Here is a 21378-nt window from a genome sequence, read left to right as displayed (position 1 = left end):
CCGCCTATCGTGACAAGTTCTGCACGAAGCCGAGCGGAGTCCTGGGCCGCCAACGGCCATCCACACGGCTGCGGCGCTTGAAAGCGCGGATTCAATCGCGCTGAAGGGGCGGGCACCTTCAAGGACTCGCTGAGGCCAGGGACGTTCCCCTGCACACTGGCCCGTCGGCCACGGACCGGTCAGCGACCATCACCAGAGCTTGTCGATCTCCCCTGGGTACAACTCGATGCGGGAGTGATGGAACGACGCTTGCGCCTGACGGCCCGCAGCCGAGAAGAAGCCCGACATCATGACCTTGTCGAAGCCGGGCTGATCGCTGGGGAAGGGGTCCTGCGGTGTTCCTCCGATGAGCACGGCTCCCGGAAGCACACGCCAACCGGCGCTCCCATAGAACGGCTGCAAGGGGCGATCACACGTGAACAGGCCCAAGTCCAGGCCCTGGGCGGCCATCCTCTCCCGCGCCGCTGCCACCAACTGCCGACCGTACCCACGGCCACGTGCCTGCTCGCTCGTCACCACCCTGCTCAGCCCACCAGCAGAAAGGCACCGGCCGACATGGACGATCTCTTTGAACAGGATGTCCAGCGCGGCCAGCACGGTTCCCTCGCCCACGAGCAACATCGAAATCGGCCGCAGTGCGGGATCGTGGGTGGGGGTGGCAACAGGAGCGTCCGGCCCTGACTCGGACGGCCACACCTGCTCCTGGATCTCTCCCACCTGAACACGCAAGTCGGTGGGGGTGGCTGCTTCCGGGAACGACAAGATCTGCATGCGCCGATTGTGCTCACGCCCCGAGCAAGCGCAAATGATGTAACCGACGACGATCACGCTCTGCCACAAGGTCAACACAGGAAGCGCCGAGGCCGAACCTCACAGGGGCTCAGCCTCGACCACGTCGGGCCCTGTAGTTCTCCGGCGACCGAGCCGAGTCTCGAAGCCCAGCCGGTGGCCGTACTCATGTCCGGACCGCCCTTCGGCATCGGACCCAGCACCTGAATCAGGTGGGGCCCGTACATCACGTCCCAAGACGCAACCGCGTGCCAGTGGCGCATTGGTCGAAGACCCCGCGATGGTCAGCGTGATCAGTGACGGTGCCCCTGCTGGACGGCCTGTAGCTTCTTCCAGGACTTTGGCTGCTTGGTCGCAGCCGCCTTGAGAGACGGCTGGTCACTCTTCCCGTTCGGCCCGACAGCGGGCTTCGAGGTCTCGCACAACCAAGTGTCGAACAGCCGGTCCAGCTGCTTGCCCGTCGCCTTCTCGGCGTACGCGACGAAGTCCGCGACGGCCGCGTCCGTGCCGGCGTACTTACGCTGCCAGCCCCTGAGGACCGCGAAGAAGTCCTCGTCGCCGATCTCCTTGCGCAGCGCGTGCAGAGGAATGGGACTCGACTCCAGCCGCATGCCGGTCAGCGTTGCGGCGGAGGACAGGGTCGAAGACGTTCTGGTCCACGCGGTTGGATGACGTGCGGCTAGACCACAGGAGACGGGGCAGGGCCGCCGCACATGGTCAGCGGCGGATGAGGCCGAGGTCGGTGGCAGTGGCGACCGCTGCGGTGCGCGAGTCGACGCCGAGCTTGGCGTAGACGCGGGCCAGGTGGGACTTGACGGTGCCCTCGGTCAGGTGGAGGCGGTCGCCGATGGCCTGGTTGGACAGGCCGTCGGCGACCAGGACGAGGACTTCGGTCTCGCGCCGTGTCAGGGCGGTGCCCGGTGTGCGCAGCCGGTTCATCAGGCGGTCCGCGACGGTCGGCGCCAGTGTCGTGCGTCCGGCGGCGGCCGTGCGCACGGCGGCGGCCAGGTCCTCGGGCGGGGCGTCCTTGAGGATGTAGCCGGTGGCGCCGGCCTCGATCGCGGGCAGGGTGTCGGAGTCGGAATCGTAGGTGGTGACGATCAGCACGCGAGGGGCACTCGGGCGGGCGGTGATCCGGGCGGTGGCCTCGGCGCCGCCCATGCCCTTACCGAACTGCAGGTCCATCAGCACGACGTCGATGTCGCCTTCGGCGGCGCGGGTCACGGCGTCCTCGGCGGTGGCTGCTTCGGCCACGACGAGGAGACCGGGCTCGGTCTCCAGCACGGCGCGCAGTCCGGCTCGTACGACGGGGTGGTCGTCGGCCAGAAGCAGGCGGATGGAGGTGTCGTAGGTCACGGGCGGGCCTCGGGCTCGGTCTCGGTCGGCTTGAGGGGCAGATGGGCGGCCAGGGCGGTGCCGTGGCCAGGGGCGGATTCGATCGTCAGGGTGCCGCCGAGGGCGTGGGCGCGGGCGCGCATGGCGACCAGCCCGAAGCCGCCGGCCTCGGGGTCGGGGACGGGCAGGAGGGCGGGGTCGAAACCGCGTCCGTCGTCGACGACGTCGAGGGCGACGTGGTCGCCGAGGTAGCTGAGGGTGACTTCGGCGGTGGTGGCCTCGGCGTGGCGAACGGTGTTGGCAAGGGCGGACTGGGCGATGCGCAGCAGGGCGACCTCGTGCGCGGTGGCGAGCGGGGCGGGGTCGCCGGTGAGGTGGAAGCGTGCGGTGAGGCGGTGGCGGGCGGACGTGGTGGCGCACAGTCGTTCCAGGGCGCCGGCCAGGGTGCTGCCTTCCAACGTGGGCGGGGTGAGCGCGGCGACGAAGCGGCGGGCCTCGGCGAGGTTATCAACGGCAGCCTGCCGTGCTTGGTCGACGTAGCGGGCGGCGTTCTGCGGTGACTGGGGCAGTGCTCGCTCGGCGGCGCGCAGCAGCAGTTGGATGCTGGAGAGGCCCTGGGCGAGGGTGTCGTGGATCTCGCGGGCCAGGCGGTCGCGTTCGGCCAGCACACCGGCGGTGTGCTGGGCAGCGGCCAGGTCGGCGCGGGTGGCGGTGAGTTCCTCGATCAGACGTCGGCGGTGTTCGCTCTCCCGGTACAGGGCCTGGTACCCCACACCACGGCGACCACCACGGCGGCGCCGAGGGCGGGGCCGATGGCTATGGCCAGGCTGAACGAGTGCTGGTGGGCGGCGAAGCCCGCGATGGCCGCGCCAGCGGTGGCGGCCACGGCCACCAGTCCGGCTCGGCGGGACAGCAGATGCAGCTGGAGGAAGTACAGCGGGAAGGCCACCCACACCGCATCGGGGGACAGCGCGAGCAATACCAGCCAGCAGGCCCCCACGGCGGCCAGCCACAGCGCGGCGACCTGCCGCGAACGGCGTACGCACGGCAGCGTGGGCCCGACCGCGTACACCAGGCCACACACCACCGAGGCAGCAACGATCCACCCGGCGTGGGGCCGCTCGTCGGCCACGGCCCGGCCGACGGCCAGGGCGAGCAGTCCAATGACCAGCAGGTGCAGGCACCAGGCCAGGGCCCGGGTGGTCGGGGTCAGGGCAGGGGCGGCGGAGTTCACAGTGCGTCCCAGGTTACGAAAGCCGACTGCGGAGTGGCCTCCATCGAAAGTTAGAACCCGTGTGCCGTCATTCGGCCCGCGAAGTGCCGTCCTGCGCCAGACGCGCGCACAGGGGGCTGGCAGCGAGGGTGGAGTCATACCGCTTCCACCGCCGGAAAGGACAGGCCAAGGCCGTGTTTGTCGCCTGGAGAGACCTGAGATTCGCCAAGGGGCGCTTCGCCCTGATGGGGACCGTCATCGTGCTGATCACCTTGCTGGTCGGGCTGCTGTCCGGGCTGACGGCCGGGCTGGGGCAGCAGAACATCTCCGCGATCACGTCCCTGCCCGCAGACGAGATCGCCTTCCAGGCGCCCAGCGGCGGGCAGGACCTGTCGTACTCCAACTCCACCATCACCGAACAGCAGTGGAAGAAGTGGTCCGAGGCGCCCGGCGTCGAAAGCGCCGAGCCGCTGGGGATCACCACGACCAAGGCCACCGCGGGAGACAAGAGCACCGGGGTCTCGGCCTTCGGCGTCGAGCCCGGCTCCCGCCTCTCCCCCGACAGCGACAAGATCACCGGCAACGCGGTGGTGCTCTCCACCACGGCCGCCGACGACCTCGGCGTCAAGGCCGGCGACGCCCTGACCCTGGCAGGCCGGCAGCTGAAGGTGGCCGCCGTCGCAGGCGATGCCCACTACAGCCACACCCCGGTGATCTGGACCAGCCTGGACACCTGGCAGAAGACCGCACCGCCCACCGGCACCGACGACGGCCCGACCGCAACCGTCATCGCCTTGAGCACCACCCCCAAGGCCGATACGACCGCCACCGACCACCAAGCCGGCACCAAGACGGTCTCCACCGACGACTCACTGTCCGCGATCGGCTCCTACACCTCCGAGAACGGCTCCCTGCAGCTGATGCGCGGCTTCCTGTTCGCCATCTCCGCCCTCGTCATCGGCGCCTTCTTCACCGTCTGGACCATCCAGCGCAGCGGCGACGTCGCCGTCCTCAAGGCCCTGGGCGCTTCCACTGCCAATCTGCTCAAGGACGCCCTCGGCCAGGCGGTCGTCCTGCTGGCCGGCGGCGCCTTGATCGGCACCGGCATCGCCGCCGCCCTCGGCGCGCTCGTCGCCGGCAGGGCGGTGCCGTTCCTCCTCACCCCCGCCACCGTCCTGATCCCGGCCGTCGTGATGATCCTCCTCGGCGCGCTCGGCGCCGCCCTGTCCATCCGCCGCATCACCTCCGTCGACCCGCTGACCGCCCTGGGGAGCGCCCGATGAGCCTGAACCTGTCCGACATCACCCTCACCTACCCCGACGGCGACACCCGCCTCACCGCTCTCGACCAGGTCAGCCTGCAGGTTCCCCGGGGCAGCCTGACCGCCGTGGTGGGCCCCTCCGGATCCGGCAAGTCCAGCCTCCTCGCGGTCGCCGCCACCCTGATCACCCCCGACACCGGCACCGTCACCATCGATGGCCGGAGCACCACCGGCCTCACCCGCGGCGACCTCACCGAACTGCGGCGCCACAAGATCGGCATAGTCTTCCAGCAGCCCAACCTGCTGCCCTCCCTCACCGCCGCCGAACAACTCCAGGTCATGGCCCAGATCGACGGCCGCAAACCCCGCACCGCCCACACCCGCGCGATGGAACTCCTCGACGCCGTCGGCCTCGCCGACCAGGCCGGCCGCCGCCCCCAGCAGCTCTCCGGAGGCCAGCGCCAGCGCGTCAACATCGCCCGCGCCCTGATGAACGACCCCACCGTCCTCCTCGTCGACGAACCCACCAGCGCCCTCGACCACGAACGCGGCGCCGCCGTCCTCGACCTCATCACCCTCCTCACCCACCAGCAGGCCACCGCCACCGTCCTGGTCACCCACGACCGCACCCACCTCACCGCCGTCGACCAGACCGCCGAAGTCCACGACGGACGGCTCACCCTCCCGACTCCGACCCGCTGATCGCCTGGAGCGGTACGCGCCGAAGCGACTGCGGCCATCCGTCCTTCAGGAGCCACACCCGATGGACGGGCCGCCGCTTACCTGACTGCGGCGCCGACGAATTCACGCCGTCAGGGCACCGGCACCGCACTCGAATGACGAGCCATCAGGACGAGCGTCAACCGAGCGTCGAGGCGGTCGGCATTCCCTCGTACCGAGGAACGCAAAGACCGCACCGCCATCCCCGCACGCCTGCTGGAACCTGGTCAGACGACGTTCGCGAGCAGGCGACGCGCTTCACGCCTTGCACTTCGGGAAACAGGTCGAGCACCGCCGAGCACATCCGAAGAATCCGATAAAACCGCAGTTCAGAGCCCCTTCTGGGCAGGCTCAAGAATCGCCACGCACTCCACGTGCGAAGTCATCGGAAGGATGTCAGGTCAAGCGAGTCAAGGAAAGCCCCAGGTAGGAGCCGGTATCTCGGCTCAACGCCCGGCGGTGCGGGCGCCCGGAGCGTCAAACGAGCGTCACGGCCGAGAGTCCGTCGTGCTCAGGGCGAAACAGACTGCAGCAACCAGATCACCCCGGCGGCCATCGCCTTGACGTGATCTCCTCGTGCATGGCGGACAGGTAGACACGAAGCACTGTCCGGCGTGGTGTACGTCAAAGCAATGACCGCAGTCGCAAACGGTGACCGGTCACATAGCGCGGGAAGGCGAAGCACAAGGCGGTGACGACATCGCCCTCGTCCTAGGACGGGCCCGTACGCCGTACAGCGACTACCGCGCTAAGATCACCGGCCAGCGGTAGCTCCACAGTCCGCAGGGCAGGATGACCCAGCCAGTGCAGCCGGGCAGTGTCGGGACGACCAGCGTAAGAGGGCGGCCAGGTCTGGGAAGGCGTGAAGTCGTCGACGACGAGCACTCCACCCGGAACGAGTAGGCGCTCGGGATCCGCAGCACTGCCCCCCTTGGCCTGGCCACCGCCGTCAAGCACAAGCAAGTCGTACGGCCCATGTGCGTATATATGAGTCCAGTCGGCGCACAACACACTTACCTGCGGCACATGGGAGAAGGCGTCGGCAGCAACCTTTGCCCGCGCCGGATCTCGCTCCACACTGAGCAGTTCCACGTTCGGGGCCGCTCCACTGGCCAACCAGGCGAGACCCACCCCACACCCGGTGCCCGTCTCGGCGATGCGCTGCCGAGCGCCGCCGGCCAGCACTTGCAGCAGTCGGCCTTGCTCGGGGCGGCAGGAGTAGCCGAAGCCATAGCGTTGGGCAGCGTCGAGGGCGCGCTCGACAAGCGGGGGCAGCGGCCCGCTGTGCATGCGGTAGGCAGCAGTGCCGTTCATCGACATGACGGCAAGTATGGCTTCTACGGTAGGCCCGGTCACATCAAGCATCCGCCGATGAACGCGAGTTGGCGCCCGGCTATGCTGGGGCGGCACCACCTGGTCCGGCATCGTCTGTAGTCCGACGGGAGTGAATCGGCTTGCATGTCGACGCAATCGGATGCCCCTACCGCACAACAACCACGGCTGTTCGCCCTGATCCGTGCGCCGACTACCTCTCCCTCAAAGGCGGCGATCCGGTTGAGTGGGACGAGTTCCTCGGTGTGTGGGTGGTGACCGGATACACCGCGGTGGCGCAATTGCTACGGAACCCGGCTCTGTCTTCCGCCTGGCCGACGCAGGGTGGCACAGCGCTGCACGAGGACGCCCCCGACCGTGGCAACAGCTCGCGGACCAACTCCGTTGTACGTCGCTGGTTCATGTTCAATGACGATCCGCGCCATGCCACGTTACGGAAAATCGTGGCGCCACTCTTCACGGCGGAGCGCGTCGACGGCACTCGTTCTTTTGTCGAATCGACGGTGACAGATCTTCTCGCCGAGGTCGGAAACAGCCTCGAAGTGATGTCCGATGTGGCGATTCCGCTCTCCAGCCGCGTGATCTGTCACGTACTCGGCCTGCCCCCTGACGTCGCGCCACGACTGCGGTCATGGACCCAGGACATCGACGCCCTGTTGAGAGCCGACTATCTCCCTCAGGCCCGGGAACAAGGGGACCGTGCCGTGCGCGAGGTATCCGACGCGGTCGAATCCGTCCTGCGCGCCGGTAGTGCCGACGACGGCACCGGGATCAGTCTGCTGCACCGAGCCTTCCGCGCGGGAGAGATCGAGCGGGAAGACGTACTGGCCACTGCGAGCCTCCTCGTCCATGCTGGATTTGAGACCACCTCCACCTTCATCGGCAAGGCGGTCCGAGCCGCGATCCATACCGGCACCTGGCAGCAACTGACCGTTCCCGAGGCCGAAATGGCGTTGGAGGAACTACTCAGATTCGACACCTCGGTACAGCAGGTCGCCCGGGTGGCACGAGAGCCGGTGAGCATAGCCGGCCGACGTATCGAGGCGGGTGATCTGGTCCTGCTCATGCTGGGGGTCGCCAACCGAGACCCGGCGGTGTTCTCCGCGCCCGACCGCCTGGAACCCGGGCGGGAAATCAAACGGCTCCTGACCTTCGGTCTCGGCGCCCACTACTGCCTCGGGGCCCGACTGGCCAAGCTCGAAGCCGAGGTGGCACTTCAAGCTCTGGCCTCGAGATCGAGCACTCTGTCTTTCGTCGCGCCTCCCGTCAGTCGATCACACAACGGGGTGACGGTGCTCGAGCGGCTCGACATAGCATTCGCGTAGGTATTGAGGAGGGGGTTGCCGAAATGCGGACCATATGGGATGTCGTCACGGAACAGTGCGAACGCACGCCAACGGCGGTCGCGGCTGTCGGCACACGCCGGTACACGTACGAGGACTTCACCGAACGAGCACTGACGCTTTCCAAGACCGCCTTGGACGGGGTGCCGCGCGGTTCCCTGATCGCTCTCGACACCAGCAATCCGGTGAGCGCCTCGATCGCGATGCTGGGCGCGGCCCGATGTGGCTGTGCCGTGCTTCCGCTGAACAGTGAGAGCCCGTCGGCCCACCAAGAAAAGGTGTTCTCCGACGCCCGCCCCGCGCTGGTTCTGAAGTCCGTCGAAGAAGGGCTCTTTACTGCCGACGCCACCGCTCACGGGCAGGATGGGCAAGCGGCCCCTGGACCCTTCTCGGAAATCGCCTATGTGATGTACACATCCGGTTCCACCGGGCAGCCCAAGGGCGTCATGGTGCCGCACAGGGCCCTCCTCGCCCGACTGTCGGGGCTGGCCGAGGTGCCCGGATTCGCCCCCGGCGAATCCATCGTCGCCATGACCGCTCTGTCGTTCGACATTTCCATGGCAGAGCTGCTGCTGCCGCTTTCGGTCGGGGGCACATTCATCGCCGCTCCCACGGATGCCCGGACGGATCCCGACACCTTCGCTGAATTCGTCGGCCTGCATACCCCCGACATCATCCAGGCGACTCCGAGTTTCTGGCGCCTTGCTTCGGCGGGCGGCTGGGATGGTGCGGCCGACAGCCGAATCTGGTGTGGAGGCGAACCGCTGACTCAGAGCCTGGCGGCGCAACTACTCGGCTGTGCGCGGGAACTGTGGAATCTGTACGGCCCCACCGAGGCGACCATCTTCGCGACAGCAGCACTGGTCGAATCGGCCGACTCGATCCCCTTAGGATCCCCGCTGCCCGGCTCGGGGGTCGCGCTTGACGGGCCGACGACGGACGGAGGCGAACCAGAGGAGGGAGAGATCCTGCTCTTCGGTGAGGGTCTGGCTGCGGGGTATCTCGGCCAAGACGAGCTGACCCGCCGACTATTTCACCTCCATGACACCCCGCAGGGGCGACAGATGGTCTACCGGACAGGGGACCGCGGGCGTCGGCTGCCTGACGGCCGCCTGTTCTTCCTCGGACGCGACGACGATCAGATCAAGCTGCGCGGTCACCGTATCGAGCTCGGCGAGGTCGAGGCGACGCTGGAGGAACACCCGGCGGTCACGGAGACCGTAGTGGTACTGCGGGACCGCGACCGGCCGGAGCGCGCCTACCTGGAGGCGCTGGTCGTGGCCGGCGTGGAGGTTACGCCGGCCGACCTCAGGCAGTGGATCCGTGACCGTCTGCCAGCGAGTCACTGCCCGGCGAAGTTCACCGTCTTGGACTCCCTGCCCCGTACGACTGCCGGCAAAGTGGACCGCGCCCGGCTGGCCTCGTGACCCACTGACCAGTGGATCAGGCCAGGGCGGCCATGTCGGTGAATGCCGTGCGAAGCCCCTCCAACAGCGTCATCCCGGTCACCTCATCGATACAGTCCGCGCGCCAGGCGAGGTGCACTCGCCAGCCCCCGTCCGGCCGCGGGATGGCTTCGACGAGGAGGTCTAGGCTGCTGCGGGGCTGCGGAACACGGACAGCCTCGAGCACGACCGTGTCGTCGAGCACGGCTCGAGGTGGGTCGTTCTGCAGCACGACCCATGCCTGGAACCACGGGTGGCGGCTGCGGTCCGGGCCCAGCAGCCGGACGACTTCGTTGAACGGCGTGCGCCCGTGCTCCATGGCCGAGGTGAGCACCTCGGCCGAGCTGCTCAGCAGTTCTCCTGCAGTCTGCTCGGACGCTCCCTGGAGCACCAGCGCCAGGGGGTTGATGAAGCACCCGATGACCGGTTCGAGCGCGGTCGCCACCCGGCCGGCCGTCACGGTGCCGAGGCACAGGTCCGGCACGCCGAAGACTCCCGACATCGCTCGGCCCGCGGCGGCCAGCAGGGCGGCGCCGGGGGGACCGCTGTGCCGGGCGGCGGCCCCGATCAGCCGACCCACGCTCTCCCGGTCGAGGTCGAACGACTCTTCCCTCCGCGCTGCTTGTGTGCTGTCGGGCGGGGCGGGCAGGAACGGCGGGGGCGCTTGACTCAAGTGCTCCCGCCAGAACGGGATGTCGTTCTCCCGCCAACGTTCGGTCTCCGCCCGCTCCCACCGGCTGTACGACTCATAACTGACAGGCGGTGCCTGCAAGTCTCCGCCTGAATAGGCGGTGGCGAGGTCCTCTATCAGCAGCTTCTCCGACCAGCCGTCGAACGCCAGATGGTGCATCTGAAGGCAGAGCATGTGGCGGCCTTCGCCCAGCGTGCAGAGCCGTGCGCGTACAGGAGGATCTGCCTCGAGGTCGAACGGCGTCTCCCACCAGTCCGAAATGAGCCTGGCGGCCAGTGTCTCCAGGTCTTCAGCGCCGGAGACGTCCGCTGCCGGCCGTTGTTCGAGGGTGAGTGCCGCGGTCGACCGAGTCACCTGGGTGGGCTCGAGACTGGCCTCGTCGATCGGGTAGACCGTGCGCAGCACCGCATGGTGCTCGATCACTCGAAGAAGCGCCGACTCCAGCCGCGTCGGATCGAGGTCACCGGAGAGAAGATAGGCGTGCTCGATCGTGCCGTCGGCATGCCCGGGGTTGAACTGCTCGGCCAGCCACAGTCTCTCCTGGGAATGGGCTAGCGGGGCGGGCTTGTCCTGGGGGGGCGGAAACGGCGTGGCCGTCTCACTGTTCCCGCCCGTGGCGCCCTTCAGCCCCATAAGACCGGACACGGTCGGGGCTCCACTGATCATGCGCAGGGGAACCCTGAACCCGAGCCGCTTGGACAACTCGCGCTGAAGTACGACGAGCAGGATGGAGTTGCCGCCCGCATCGAAGAAATTCTCGTCATCGGAGGCGGGATCGGATTCCAGTACGGTCCGCCACGCCTGCACGATCGCGTCCCGTCGTGCACTGACATTACTCACCCAGATCGCCTCTCTGCCGGGCGCGCCGGCGCACCCTGAATCCATACCGGTCGTTCATCCTGCCGCCGTCCCGGTCAGCAGACCACGTGCCAGACCGCCTGCCGCGACCCCCTGCTGTCCTGAGATCGCCGCAAGCGCCGCTTCCGCTGCGGCAGTCACTCCGGGCCGTGATTCGAGCAACTGGGCAAGCCCCCGCGCACTGGGGGCGGCGACGAAGTCCGACATCTCCAAGGGGGCGTTGAGAGCCCTGCGCAGGACCGCGAGCACCCGGGCAGCACCGAGGGAGTCACCACCCTGGTCGAAGAACGACGTCTGCCGGGCCACCGATTTTCGCAGTACGGCCTGCATGGCCAGCACGACGACCTCGGCGACCGGGGAGGCATCCTGCTGCCCGGCCACCGGCTCATCCGGATCCGGCAGGCCGTCCAGATACTCCTCGACCATGGCCGACAGCGCCCGGGTATCCGCCTTGCCGCTGGAAAGCAGGGGGAGTCCGGGCACGCAAAGGACGACGGTCGGCACCATGTACCCCGGCAACACGGCCGACAGGTACCTGCGCACCGCCTGCGGATCAGGCCCGGCGTCCGCTTGCCCGACCAGGATGGCTGCCAGGCCGCTCTGTCTGTGGTGGTCGAACGGCACCACCGCGCACTGCGCGACTCCCGTGCACTCCCGGGCCCGGGTCTCGATCTCCTCGGGTTCGATGCGGTGACCGCGAAGCTTGAACTGGGAGTCGCGGCGTCCGTGGATGCGCAGGAGGCCGTCATGGCCCCAGGAGGCGATGTCGCCCGTGCGGTAGAGCCTCCTGCTGCCTTGACCGAGGTCGTGGTCGATGAATTGACGGGCGGTGAGGGATTCCGCACCGAGATAGCCGCGGGCTAGCCCCGCCCCGCCGATGAACAACTCGCCACGGCAGCCCGGCGGCATGCGGCGCAAGTGCCTGTTAAGCACGTGGAGTTCGGTGTGCGCGATCGGTGTGCCGACGGTGACCGGGCCCGGCGTACAGCGCCAGATCGCCGACCAGACGGCTGTCTCGGTCGGTCCGTAGAGGTTGTACACCTCGTCGGCCTCGGTCAGTAGTCGATCCTTCAACTCCCGTGGCAGCGCCTCTCCCGTGCAGAGCGCGACCCTGGGCCGAACGGTGAGGTGGTCCAGCAACAGCCTCCACACACTCGGAGTCGCCTGGAGGACGGTCACCTGTGCGACGGCGGCCAGTTCGGCGAGCAGCGTCGGGTCGGCGGCGGTGCGGTCGTCGGCTACCTCGACCGTGCCGCCGGCCACCAGTGGGGCGAGGAGTTCCGGCAGGGAGATGTCGAAGGTGGTGGCCGTTGAAGCGGCCACCACATCGCCGGGGCCCAGACCGGTCAGCCGGACAGCCTCGCGTACGACGTTGGTGAGTGCCTTGCGCCCGACCAGAACACCCTTGGGCACACCGCTGGATCCGGAGGTGAAGAACACATAGGCGTCGGCGTCGCCCTGCACCGTGACGGACTGCGGCGGTGTCTGGTCGGCGCCGGTCGCTATGGGCTCCACTCCTGCGGCGGTCAGGACAACGCTCAACTGCGCCAACTGTCCGATCAGCCGCAACCTCTCGGCGGGCAGCCGCTGGTCAAGCGGCACATAGACGGCATCCAGCTCAAGCACGGCCAGCAGCGCGGCCACTGTGTCCGTTCCACGCGGAAGCCGCACTCCGACCCGCCGGCCGGGTCGCACGCCGGCGACGGTGAGCGCCGTCTTGAACTCGGTGATCCGTTCCCGCAGCCGCCGCCCGGTCAGCGCACGGCCCCCGGACCGGACCACAACCCTATCCGGGTCGGTATGAAGGCGCGCCGTGATGTCATCGACGATGTCGCCCTGAATCTCCTCCCCGCCCAGAGCCGACCGGCTTTGGAGCTGGTCCTCCCCGGTTAGCAGCAGCGGAACTTCACCCAGTCGGAGCCTGGGATCCGCCGCCCACGCGGTGACGAAGGCGGACAACCGCTCGGCGATACGGCGTCCGTGATCCGGGGTGAAGAGCTCGGTGCTGAACTCGACCATTGCGGCGAGCCGGCCGTCGGCCTCCTGCCAAAACTCGACGGTGAGATCGAACGCGGCCGTGGCCGGGTCCACCCTGTGCTCCTCGGCCGTCACCCCGGTAAGGTCCAGTTCGGCTCCCAGAGTGTTCTGCAGCACGCACATGACCTGGAAGAGCGGCGTACGGCCCGGCACCCGCGCTGGTGCGACCGCGCGCACGATGCGGTCGAACGGCAGCCGACGGTGTACACACCCTTCGAAGAAGGAGTCCGCTGCCCGAGCGACGAGGTCGCGGAGCGTCAGGTCCGTCGTCAACACGACGCGGACGGGCAGGGTGTTGACGAAGAAACCCACCAACGGCCCGAACCTCTGCCCGGGCCGGTCGGCCACCGGTACACCGATCACCACGTCGTCCTGGTCAGCGATGCGGGCCAGATATCCGGCCAGTACGGAGTACAGAGCCACGAAGAACGTCGTGCCCTCCGCCGCTGAGACCTCTTTGAGGCTCTCGGCCGTGCCCTCAGGCAGCAGCAACCGGGCCCGGTCGCCCGACCGGAGGAGTTTCGCAGGGCGCGGGTGGTCGTACGGCAGGTCCAGTGCCTCCGGCGCGCCACGGAGGGCCTCGCGCCAGTAGGCGGAAGCCTCTTCCTCGCTCCCGCCGTACGCCTCGACCTCGCTCTCCAATGCCGAGGCCACCTCTGCGGCGGACAGCGGCAACGGATCGAGCACGGTGAGATCGGCGGCAGCGCCCGGAGTGTAGAGCGCGCTGAGCTCCTGAGTCAGCACGTCCAGCGACCAGCCGTCGGCGACGAGATGGTGCAGGCGCATCAGCAGCAGCGAGCGGTCGGAACTCTCACGCAGCAGGTGGACGGTGAACAGCGGGCCATGAGCCAGGGACATCGGCCGATCGACCAGTTCCGCGCAGCGTGCCGCGACCTCATCTGCGGAACCCGGTTCCTCGGCGGTGAGCACGCTGTGCGGGGCGGGAAGGATCAGCAGCCGCGCGCCCGCCTCCGACTGATCGCACACCGACCGCAGCAGCTCGTGCCGCTCCACGAGCACCTGGAGGGCGCTGTCGAGAGCCGTCTCGTCCACCGGGCCGGTCAGCCACCAAGCTTGGCAGATCACATGGGTGGCGCCCATCTCCTCGTACTGGTCGAGGTACCACAGCCGCCGCTGCTCCGGCGTCATCTCCACGGCTGCCGTGTCCCGCCGGTCAGCCATCCGTGGCTCCCGGCTGCCTGATTTCGTCGATCGCAGCCGCGATCGACTTCAGGACCGGCTTGCGAAGAATCACCATGGGCGGGAGAGCCACCTGGAGGTCGCGCTTGATCCGGCTCTGCATCTGGAACGCCAGCAGTGAGTGGCCTCCGATTTCGAAGAAGTGATCCTGGACAGTCACTCCTTCGATGCCGAGCAGTTGCTGCCACAGGCCGATCAGATAGGTCTCGGTTGGACTCGGCCCACGGGACCGGGGCTGTTGGCGGTTCTGTTCTCCGTCCAGGATCCGGCGCAGTGCGTCGAGATCGCGTTTGCCGTGCTCGTTCGCAGGCATGTCCTGAAGGAGCACGAAGCGGCTCGGCACCATGAACTCGGGCAGGTTCCGGACGCAGTGGTCGCGAAGCCGGTCCGCCGAAGCATCGTCGTCGAGCACGACGAGCGCCGCGAGGCTGCGGTTCTCACCCTCGCCTTGGGGCAGGACGACGGCATGGTGGACGCTGGGGTGCCTGAGCAGCATCCGTTCCACCTCTCCGCACTCCACGCGATAGCCGCGGATCTTCACCTGGTCGTCCGTTCTGCCCAGGAACTCCAGGACCCCGTCGGCGGAGTACCGGGCTAGGTCACCGGTGCGGTACCGACGGCCGGATCCCGTTCCGGCCGGGTCGGTGAGGAACCTTTCGGCGCTCAGCTCCGGCCGGCCAAGATAGCCCCGGGCCACGCCCGGGCCCATCACATGGATCTCGCCCGTCTCTCCCGGGCCCACCTCACGCCCTTCGGCGTCCAGCAGCAGGACACTGGCGTCGTCCAGCGGTCGGCCGATCGGGATGCTGCTGCGTTCGGTGTCAGCGAGGGTGACCTCGTGTGCCGTGCAGGCGGTGGTGATCTCCGCGGGACCGTAGAGGTTGAACAGTCGTCCTTCGAAGCGGCCCGAGAGTATCGCCCGGCAGGTGGCCGGCAGGACGACGTCGCCGCCCACGTACAGCAGGCGAAGCGCGGAAAAGGCATCGGGGTCGTCACGCACCACATGGTTCGCGACCATGGTGGGGACCAGCATGGCGGTGATCCGCAGCCGCCGCAGCTCCTGCTGGAAACCAGCGGCCAGCAGTACCGGCACGTCCGGCAGGACGACGACCTCCGCTCCGTGGCGCAGGGACTGCCACATCTCGAAGTGGAAAGCATCGAAGGACAGACTGGATATCTGGCCCACCTTGTCGTCCGGCGTCAGATCCGGCAGGAAGGAATTGCATGCGAACGACAGGATGTTGCGGTGCTCCAGCACGATCCCCTTCGGGGTACCGAGCGAACCGGAGGTGAAGAGCACGCTCGCCGCACCGTCCGACCGGGCTCGTCCTTCGAAAGCCGCCGAGGCCGGCAGCGCGCCGCTGTCGTATGCGATGACATCCGCGCCGTGGGCGTCGAATCTGCCCTCCCAGCCGGGTTCGGTCAGCACCGTCTTCGCGCCGGTCTCGGTAAGCATCAGATCGCGCCGCGCGTCCGGGTAGCGACTGTCGACAGCCACATATGCGGCACCCGTCTTGAGGATGCCGAGGATCGCCGCGAGAACGTGCGCCGATCGACGCATGTACATGCCGACCCGGTCCTCCTGGCCGACGCCACGCTCGACAAGAAGGGCCGCCACGGCGTCCGCCCGAGCACCGAGCTCGGCATAGGTCAGGGATTGCTCGGCGTCGGTGACGGCGGGGCGGTCAGCATAGCGCTGCACCGAGTCCTCGAAGAGCTCGATGAGCGTAGCTGCGGGGTGTTCGGACGGTGTAGTCATCAAGCAGCCTCTCCCGCGGGCGTGTCGGTCCACTCGTCGTACGGTTGCCGAAAGAGAGCGGCCCAGTGGTCCAGGAGCACCTCGATCGTGTCGCGGTGCAGCCGGGAGGCGTCGAACCGGGCCTCGACGGAGTAGATTCCGGGGTCTGTCTCCACCAGACTCAGCAACAGATCCCAGTAGAAGTCGGAGTCCGAGGGCAGGGTCACGGGCCGGACGGTCATCCCCTTCCCCAGGTCGATCGCCTGAGGCGGTTTGACCGCATCGAAGAAGACCCGTACTCCGGACTGCGGGCCGGTCGGCTCAGGGTCCTCGTCCATCGCTCGTACGGCCATCGGCAGGGCGCCATGGCGTAGTCCCGCGATCAACGATTGCCGAGTGCGCCGGACGACGTCGTCGATCGTGTCCCCGGCCTGCACCTCAGCCGGCACCGGCAGGCAGTGGCTGATCCGGCCGACGAGCCGCATGGTGTCGGCCGTCCGGTTGATGACGGGGAGCAGCGGTGCGAGCAGCGGATTGCCCGTGGCGCGGTACTGCGCCGTGGCTGCGGTGGCCAGAGCGACGGTGAGCGGGAAGGTGCCGTAGGCGCTCGCCGCCCCGAGGACGTTCGCGTCCGCTTCGGGACCCAGACGGCGCGTGAGAATCACCGAGGCGGGTTCAGTACCCGGGGCGGGTGGGGCGAGGATGCGGGACAGACGTGGTCGGCCCTCGCCGAGTTGGCGCCAGTACGAGTCGATGCGTTCGGCGGCCGCGGAGTCGGCCCACGAACGCTTCCACGCCTCGTGATCGAGCGCCTGGATGACGGGGGCGGATGCGGGGGCCACTCCTTCGCCGGTCAGGGCGCGGTAGTGAGCGGCGAGTTCGTCCAGCACGGTGGTGAATGCCGTGCCCTCCAGTACGAAGTGGTCCGACACCACGACGAGTCGGCGACGACTTGGTCCACGGAGGAGCACCAAGCGCAGGAAGTCGTCGCCGGACCAGTCGAAGCGTTCGGCCAGCGCCTCCTGGGTGGCGGCGACGAGTGCCTCCTCCTCGTCCGTAGCGATGTCCCGGACGACGGTGTGTCCCGCAGCGGGGGCCGGGCGCGGGGTCTGCCACAGCGTGCCGTCATCGCCCGGCGCGAACCCGGTGCGCAGGACCTCGTGGTGGGACACGAGCGTCTGGGCGGCCCGCTCCAGGAGACCGGGGTCCAGCTCACCTGTCACATCGAAGCATTCCCAGATGAGGAAGGGCGCCGGGTCCGGGTCCTGCGACTCGAGGCGGTACTGGCGCTGCTGGGCCTCCGTCGCGGGTGCCGTGCGTACCGGAAGCCGGGTCATGGGGGGCAGCTGCAGACTCATGTCGGAGGCCCGGATGCAGGCGTCCGTGAAGACGTCGAGCCGACGGGCGGCCAGCAGTTCGGTTGCCGGTACCTCGTAGCCGAGCGCCTTCGACACGCGCGCGGACAGCCGAACGGCGTCGAGCGACTTGGCGCCGAGGTCGAAGATGTCGTCGTGCAGGTCGACCTGTCGACCGAGCAACCGTGCCGCCTCCCTGCGCACCAGCGCCGCGACGGTCCCCCGGGCGGAGCGGTCGGCGAAGGACGCGGACTCCGCCTCCGACGTATCGTGCGCTTCCCACGTGTCCATAGTGTTTACCGTGTCCATGGTTCGTTTCTGTGTCGTACGGCGAGGGTCAGTGGTAGTCGGGTAGCACGTCGACGAGTTGGTCGGCGTCCGCGTCCGCCCAGCGGCTCGGCTCGAACTCCAGGACGTCCACCTCGGCGACGCCCTCCCGGACGAGCGGGTCCTGGCGCGCCAGCTCCTCGACGGAGCCGCTGTCGCATCGGGCACCGATGATCAGGCCGCCCCGGTAGGAGGTACCGCGCCCGGAGACCAGGAACTCGCCCGAGGCGTAGTGCTCGTCCAAGAAGGCTTGATGGCGGTCGATGAGCCCGGGAACTGACGAGGGCGGGACGGCGTAGCGCAGTTTGATGACGTACATCGGGCGGCACCTTTCGGCCAGGACGGTGGTGGAACGTCGCCATCTCCGGTCGGCTGGGTACCGACCCCTGATGGCTTCTGATCAGAATTGCCGAAAACGCGATAGGGAGGGATGAGTTGACGAACCTGGACAATCAGCCAGGAACAGCTCCGAAGCCAGATGTGCTCCAGGTGAGCGCTCGGTTGGCCCGCTCCTGGGACGTGCCGACGCCCGCGGCCGAGCTCGCGGAGTTCCGGCATGTCCGGACCGGCAGCGACGCGGAGGCGGCGCCTCGTCGTTCTCGTCCACTGCCGCCGTCCCCCGGCCTGGGCAACCTGCTGCCTGGTGCACTGCGGTGCGCCCAGGCACTCGGCTATACAGTGACGCAACGCGCCCTGCCCGGCCCCTGGGCCGCCGTGGCCGGGTTCACCTGCCGTGAACACGCCGCGATCATCGTCAACCCCGACCGACCCGGCTCCGCGTCCTATGGGGACGGCCGGCTGCTCGTGCGGGCCGAACTCGCGCTGAACCTGCTGCATGAACTGGCTCATGCGGTGGACCCGGTCGACCATGTCTTCGCTCACCCCGGGCCCCTGCGTCCCGGTGAACGACGGGCGGCACTGCTGGCCGAGGCGGTGGCCTGCCTGGCCGCGGAGACACTGGCCGCCCGGCTGGGGGCAGGACCGGCCGGCGGTGGACAGGCGCGGTATCTCGCCTCCCAGCTGCACCCTACGGAACCCCTGACGATCGACGAGGAGGCGGGCGTGCGCACGCGGGCCGATGAGGCGGTGCGGCTGGTGGTCCTGGCCCATGAGGCAGAGCCGTGGTGCCCGTCGGACGGTGCGCACCAGGCGGATCACGTCCTGTGTATCGGTGGGCACACCGTGGAGTTGAACTGCGGTGCGGCGGCCCACGGCGGCGAGCCGCCCCATGCGGCGGCCGCCGCGGCCGCGCGCTGGAGTCGCCTTCGCGCTGCCGAACTGGCCCACGGGAACACGCCGGTGACCGGCTGACCGGACGAGGGCGTGCGGGCCGACGCACGGCCGGCCCGCACGTGGATCACTCCTCCTCGGCGGGAATGACGATGACGTCCATGGAGGCACCTCCCTTCGCGAGTGCTCCGGCATGCCGGAGTTGACGGGCGAGTCCTGGCCGCCGACCGACTGATCGGGGTCAGCCGCCAGGCGTTCAAGGGTGCCGTCAGACCTCGGCGGGTAGTGCATCTTGCACCGGCGACGGGTACAGCGGCGCCCGGCACGGCTTGGTGATGCGCACATCGGCATAGGTGTGCTTGCCCTGCCCGGCGTCAGGGAGCTTGGTCAGCCTGAACTTCTCGAACTCGATGGTGGAGTCCGTACCGACCACGAGTTCCGGCAGCCGGGTGGGATGGACGCCGATGCGAACCTGCATCTTCTTCAGGTATTCGATCTGCTTGATGATGCAGTAATTGCAATCGAGACAGGTGGGAATGTTCTCCGACCAGGCGAACCAAGAAGAGGTCGCCTCCAGCTTGCGGCTACCCGATGGCAGAGTGAGCAGGTTGTAGTTACTGACGAGTTCGTGAAGGTAGACATTCCCTCGAGTCAGCATACGAATGAAATTGATGTCACCGGTCGTACCTCGCTCCAGTACGACGCTGCCGTTGGCGACGCCGAATTGGTATCCGAGCGCCACGAGGACATCCAGATTGCGCGGGGCGCCGAGGTCGTGCACCCAGCAGTCGAGTCCGTGCAGCCACGCCCCAGCACAACTCGTCTTATGGAAGGTCTTTACGCCGAGTTCGTCACAGAATTCGATGAGCTGGTTTTCTATGGGCAGCTCGATCTTCTTCCGCTTCTTCGCGTCGTGAAGCCCGCCGAGGACAAGCAGGCCCGTGTGCTCCGCTGCAACTTCGCTCAGCCGACGCAGAGTGGCCGGGTCGTCGTTCCGGTTGCGGATGATCGGACGAGTGAACACAAGGGTGTTCGGGAAGATCTGCTTGATAGCGGCGATGAACCGGACCCGGTTGTCGAAGGAGATCCCGCCCTCGTCCAGCCCGGTTAAGGAGTAGAAGACCACGACCTTGTCCACATGTGCGACGCCGCGCAACTTCTCGAGGACCACGTCGTCAAAGCCGGCCTTGGTGAAGATGGCGATCGGAGCCCGGTGTGCGGCGAGGGACTCCAGCTTTGCGACCGTGTTGTCTATCTGCTCCGGAATGAAAGGGTCCCCGTAGGTGTCATTGACTGAGACGGGAACTTCCCGGGTCCAGTTCTGCGCAGCGTCCCCGGCATCGCTCTGCATGGGATCGAACTGAAAGGCGTCCGCAGAACCGAAGGGAACATCTTCGCCTGAAAGGACCGCGGACCCAACAATCTCAACATCGACCGGACTGCTCGGCTTCATTCGCCGACTCCCCCTTATGAGCCCACTGAAACCCGGGTTGAAAGAGCTCTGCAGCATGACGTGAGTGCACGTTTTGTTGATTCAACGTACGTGTTGATGGGGGGGAGCATGTAAGCCATCGAGGCGGGGGTGGCTATATCTGTTCGAAACGTGGCCTAAATTGATCGATCCCTGGCTTGCTGTGTCGAGTCACCGGTAGCGTTCCCTCGGCCTGAGCGATTCGGTGATCAAGCGGGGGTGATCTTCGGTGGCAACGTGCGACGGGGTGCTGTCTGACGGGGAGGCCACAGTTCTGTGAGCTCCCGGACTGAAGCTGTCAGCGCCTTCACCAGTGAGGACGTCTACCGCGCCCAGCAGGCGGTGTACCGCACCGGATCCGGACAGGACGCCCGCGAGGTGCTGCGTGCTGCCGTCACCCGGCTCAATCCCGGTGATCTGCTGGAAGTCGGCTGCGGCGAGGGGGAACTCGCTCAGGCTGCCATGGCTCACGGTCACCGTGTGGTAGCGGTGGACGGCTCAGAGCGGATGGTGGAGCTGGCCCGGGCCAGGGGGGTGGACGCCCAGGTTTCCTTGCTTCCAACGCTGCCTTACCCCTCGGACTCCTTCGACCTTGCCGTCGCGGCCTGGGTGCTCCATTACATGACGGATGAACAGGTAAAACTTTCCCTACGTGAGTTGGCCCGCGTAGTGCGCCCGGGTGGCAACCTGATCTTGGCCACCAACTCCGACCGCCATATGGCAGAGCTCTGGGCTCGTCTTCCCTCCGCGCGCTACCGGCTGACGTTCCCCGCGGAGCGCGCCTCGGAACTGCTCTCGTCCGTCGGGGCGCACGCACAGATCACCGAGGTTGAGGGGACCGTCGTCTTCCGTGACGACGCACAGGCCAGGCAGTTCCTGCGGAACCAGGTCAGACCGGCGAGCGCGGTGGATCGTATGACGCCCATCGAGGGCAGCTTGACCGTCACCCGCCGGGCAGCCGTGATCGTCGCGGAGTTCCCCCGGTGACCGCCCGGGCGCGCCTTTGGTGGTTCGGGCCGATGGTGCCGACCCT

16 protein-coding genes and 1 pseudogene are annotated in these 21378 nt (G+C 67.9%); 6 read left to right on the top strand and 11 right to left on the bottom strand.

Going from position 1 to position 21378, the window contains the following annotated elements:
* Positions 1-189 precede the first annotated feature (189 nt).
* The 4 genes and pseudogenes from ACIGO6_RS10370 to ACIGO6_RS10355 form a co-directional block, all read right to left on the bottom strand.
* Positions 190-771 carry a GNAT family N-acetyltransferase gene (locus ACIGO6_RS10370; protein ID WP_399874037.1) on the bottom strand — a complete coding sequence of 194 codons (582 nt, stop codon included), beginning with the start codon at positions 769-771 and terminating at the stop codon, positions 190-192.
* Positions 772-1082: 311 nt separating this feature from the next.
* Positions 1083-1400, bottom strand: coding sequence for a hypothetical protein (locus ACIGO6_RS10365; RefSeq protein WP_399874034.1), 318 nt, complete (start codon positions 1398-1400; stop codon positions 1083-1085).
* A gap of 106 nt (positions 1401-1506) precedes the next feature.
* Entirely contained in the window at positions 1507-2145 is a 639-nt protein-coding gene (locus ACIGO6_RS10360; RefSeq protein WP_399874032.1) for a response regulator, read from the bottom strand.
* Positions 2142-3358: pseudogene (locus ACIGO6_RS10355) on the bottom strand (sensor histidine kinase). The gene ACIGO6_RS10360 and the pseudogene ACIGO6_RS10355 overlap by 4 nt, the downstream one beginning before the upstream one ends.
* A gap of 173 nt (positions 3359-3531) precedes the next feature.
* On the opposite strand from ACIGO6_RS10355, the gene ACIGO6_RS10350 reads away from it, so the two are divergent.
* Together ACIGO6_RS10350 and ACIGO6_RS10345 are read left to right on the top strand one after the other, a co-directional pair.
* A complete protein-coding gene (locus tag ACIGO6_RS10350) occupies positions 3532-4620 on the top strand; it encodes an ABC transporter permease (RefSeq protein ID WP_399874030.1) in 1089 nt (362 codons plus the stop codon).
* Positions 4617-5300, top strand: coding sequence for an ABC transporter ATP-binding protein (locus tag ACIGO6_RS10345; RefSeq protein WP_399874027.1), 684 nt, complete (start codon positions 4617-4619; stop codon positions 5298-5300). Before ACIGO6_RS10350 ends, ACIGO6_RS10345 begins: the two co-directional genes overlap by 4 nt.
* A 729-nt stretch (positions 5301-6029) precedes the next feature.
* On the opposite strand, the gene ACIGO6_RS10340 is transcribed toward ACIGO6_RS10345, so the two are convergent.
* Positions 6030-6638 (bottom strand): O-methyltransferase, encoded by a 609-nt coding sequence (locus ACIGO6_RS10340; protein WP_399874025.1) that lies wholly within the window; start codon positions 6636-6638, stop codon positions 6030-6032.
* Positions 6639-6772: 134 nt separating this feature from the next.
* Here ACIGO6_RS10340 and ACIGO6_RS10335 point away from each other — a divergent pair, with 134 nt between their 5' ends.
* Positions 6773-7975 (top strand): cytochrome P450, encoded by a 1203-nt coding sequence (locus ACIGO6_RS10335; protein WP_399874022.1) that lies wholly within the window; start codon positions 6773-6775, stop codon positions 7973-7975.
* Positions 7976-7998: 23 nt separating this feature from the next.
* On the top strand, positions 7999-9420 hold the full coding sequence (locus ACIGO6_RS10330; RefSeq protein ID WP_399874020.1) for an amino acid adenylation domain-containing protein: 1422 nt from the start codon (positions 7999-8001) through the stop codon (positions 9418-9420).
* Positions 9421-9436: 16 nt separating this feature from the next.
* Here the strand turns inward: ACIGO6_RS10330 and ACIGO6_RS10325 are convergent, their stop codons facing one another.
* Genes ACIGO6_RS10325 through ACIGO6_RS10305 form a run of 5 tightly spaced genes read right to left on the bottom strand, consistent with a single transcriptional unit; the run spans position 9437 to position 17963 of the window.
* Positions 9437-10969 carry a condensation domain-containing protein gene (locus tag ACIGO6_RS10325; RefSeq protein WP_399874018.1) on the bottom strand — a complete coding sequence of 511 codons (1533 nt, stop codon included), beginning with the start codon at positions 10967-10969 and terminating at the stop codon, positions 9437-9439.
* Positions 10970-11023: 54 nt separating this feature from the next.
* Complete coding sequence (locus ACIGO6_RS10320; RefSeq protein ID WP_399874877.1) at positions 11024-14173, bottom strand: amino acid adenylation domain-containing protein; 3150 nt, start codon at positions 14171-14173, stop codon at positions 11024-11026.
* Between the two features lie 25 nt (positions 14174-14198).
* A complete protein-coding gene (locus ACIGO6_RS10315) occupies positions 14199-16016 on the bottom strand; it encodes a non-ribosomal peptide synthetase (protein ID WP_399874015.1) in 1818 nt (605 codons plus the stop codon).
* Positions 15983-17608 (bottom strand): condensation domain-containing protein, encoded by a 1626-nt coding sequence (locus ACIGO6_RS10310; RefSeq protein ID WP_399874012.1) that lies wholly within the window; start codon positions 17606-17608, stop codon positions 15983-15985. Before ACIGO6_RS10310 ends, ACIGO6_RS10315 begins: the two co-directional genes overlap by 34 nt.
* 46 nt (positions 17609-17654) lie before the next feature.
* Complete coding sequence (locus tag ACIGO6_RS10305; RefSeq protein WP_024886728.1) at positions 17655-17963, bottom strand: YciI family protein; 309 nt, start codon at positions 17961-17963, stop codon at positions 17655-17657.
* Between the two features lie 170 nt (positions 17964-18133).
* Between ACIGO6_RS10305 and ACIGO6_RS10300 the strand changes: the two genes are divergently transcribed.
* A complete protein-coding gene (locus tag ACIGO6_RS10300; protein ID WP_399874009.1) occupies positions 18134-18955 on the top strand; it encodes a hypothetical protein in 822 nt (273 codons plus the stop codon).
* 187 nt (positions 18956-19142) lie between these two features.
* Here the strand turns inward: ACIGO6_RS10300 and ACIGO6_RS10295 are convergent, their stop codons facing one another.
* On the bottom strand, positions 19143-20327 hold the full coding sequence (locus ACIGO6_RS10295; RefSeq protein ID WP_399874006.1) for a hypothetical protein: 1185 nt from the start codon (positions 20325-20327) through the stop codon (positions 19143-19145).
* 294 nt (positions 20328-20621) lie between these two features.
* Between ACIGO6_RS10295 and ACIGO6_RS10290 the strand changes: the two genes are divergently transcribed.
* Positions 20622-21332: a class I SAM-dependent methyltransferase gene (locus ACIGO6_RS10290; RefSeq protein ID WP_399874003.1), complete on the top strand. Its 711-nt coding sequence runs from the start codon at positions 20622-20624 to the stop codon at positions 21330-21332.
* Positions 21333-21378: the final 46 nt, after the last annotated feature.

The sequence above is a fragment of the Streptomyces sp. NPDC053750 genome (assembly GCF_044544295.1).
Taxonomy (GTDB): domain Bacteria; phylum Actinomycetota; class Actinomycetes; order Streptomycetales; family Streptomycetaceae; genus Streptomyces.
Note: the sequence above shows the minus strand (reverse complement) of the source record. Positions and strands in the feature narration are given on the sequence as shown.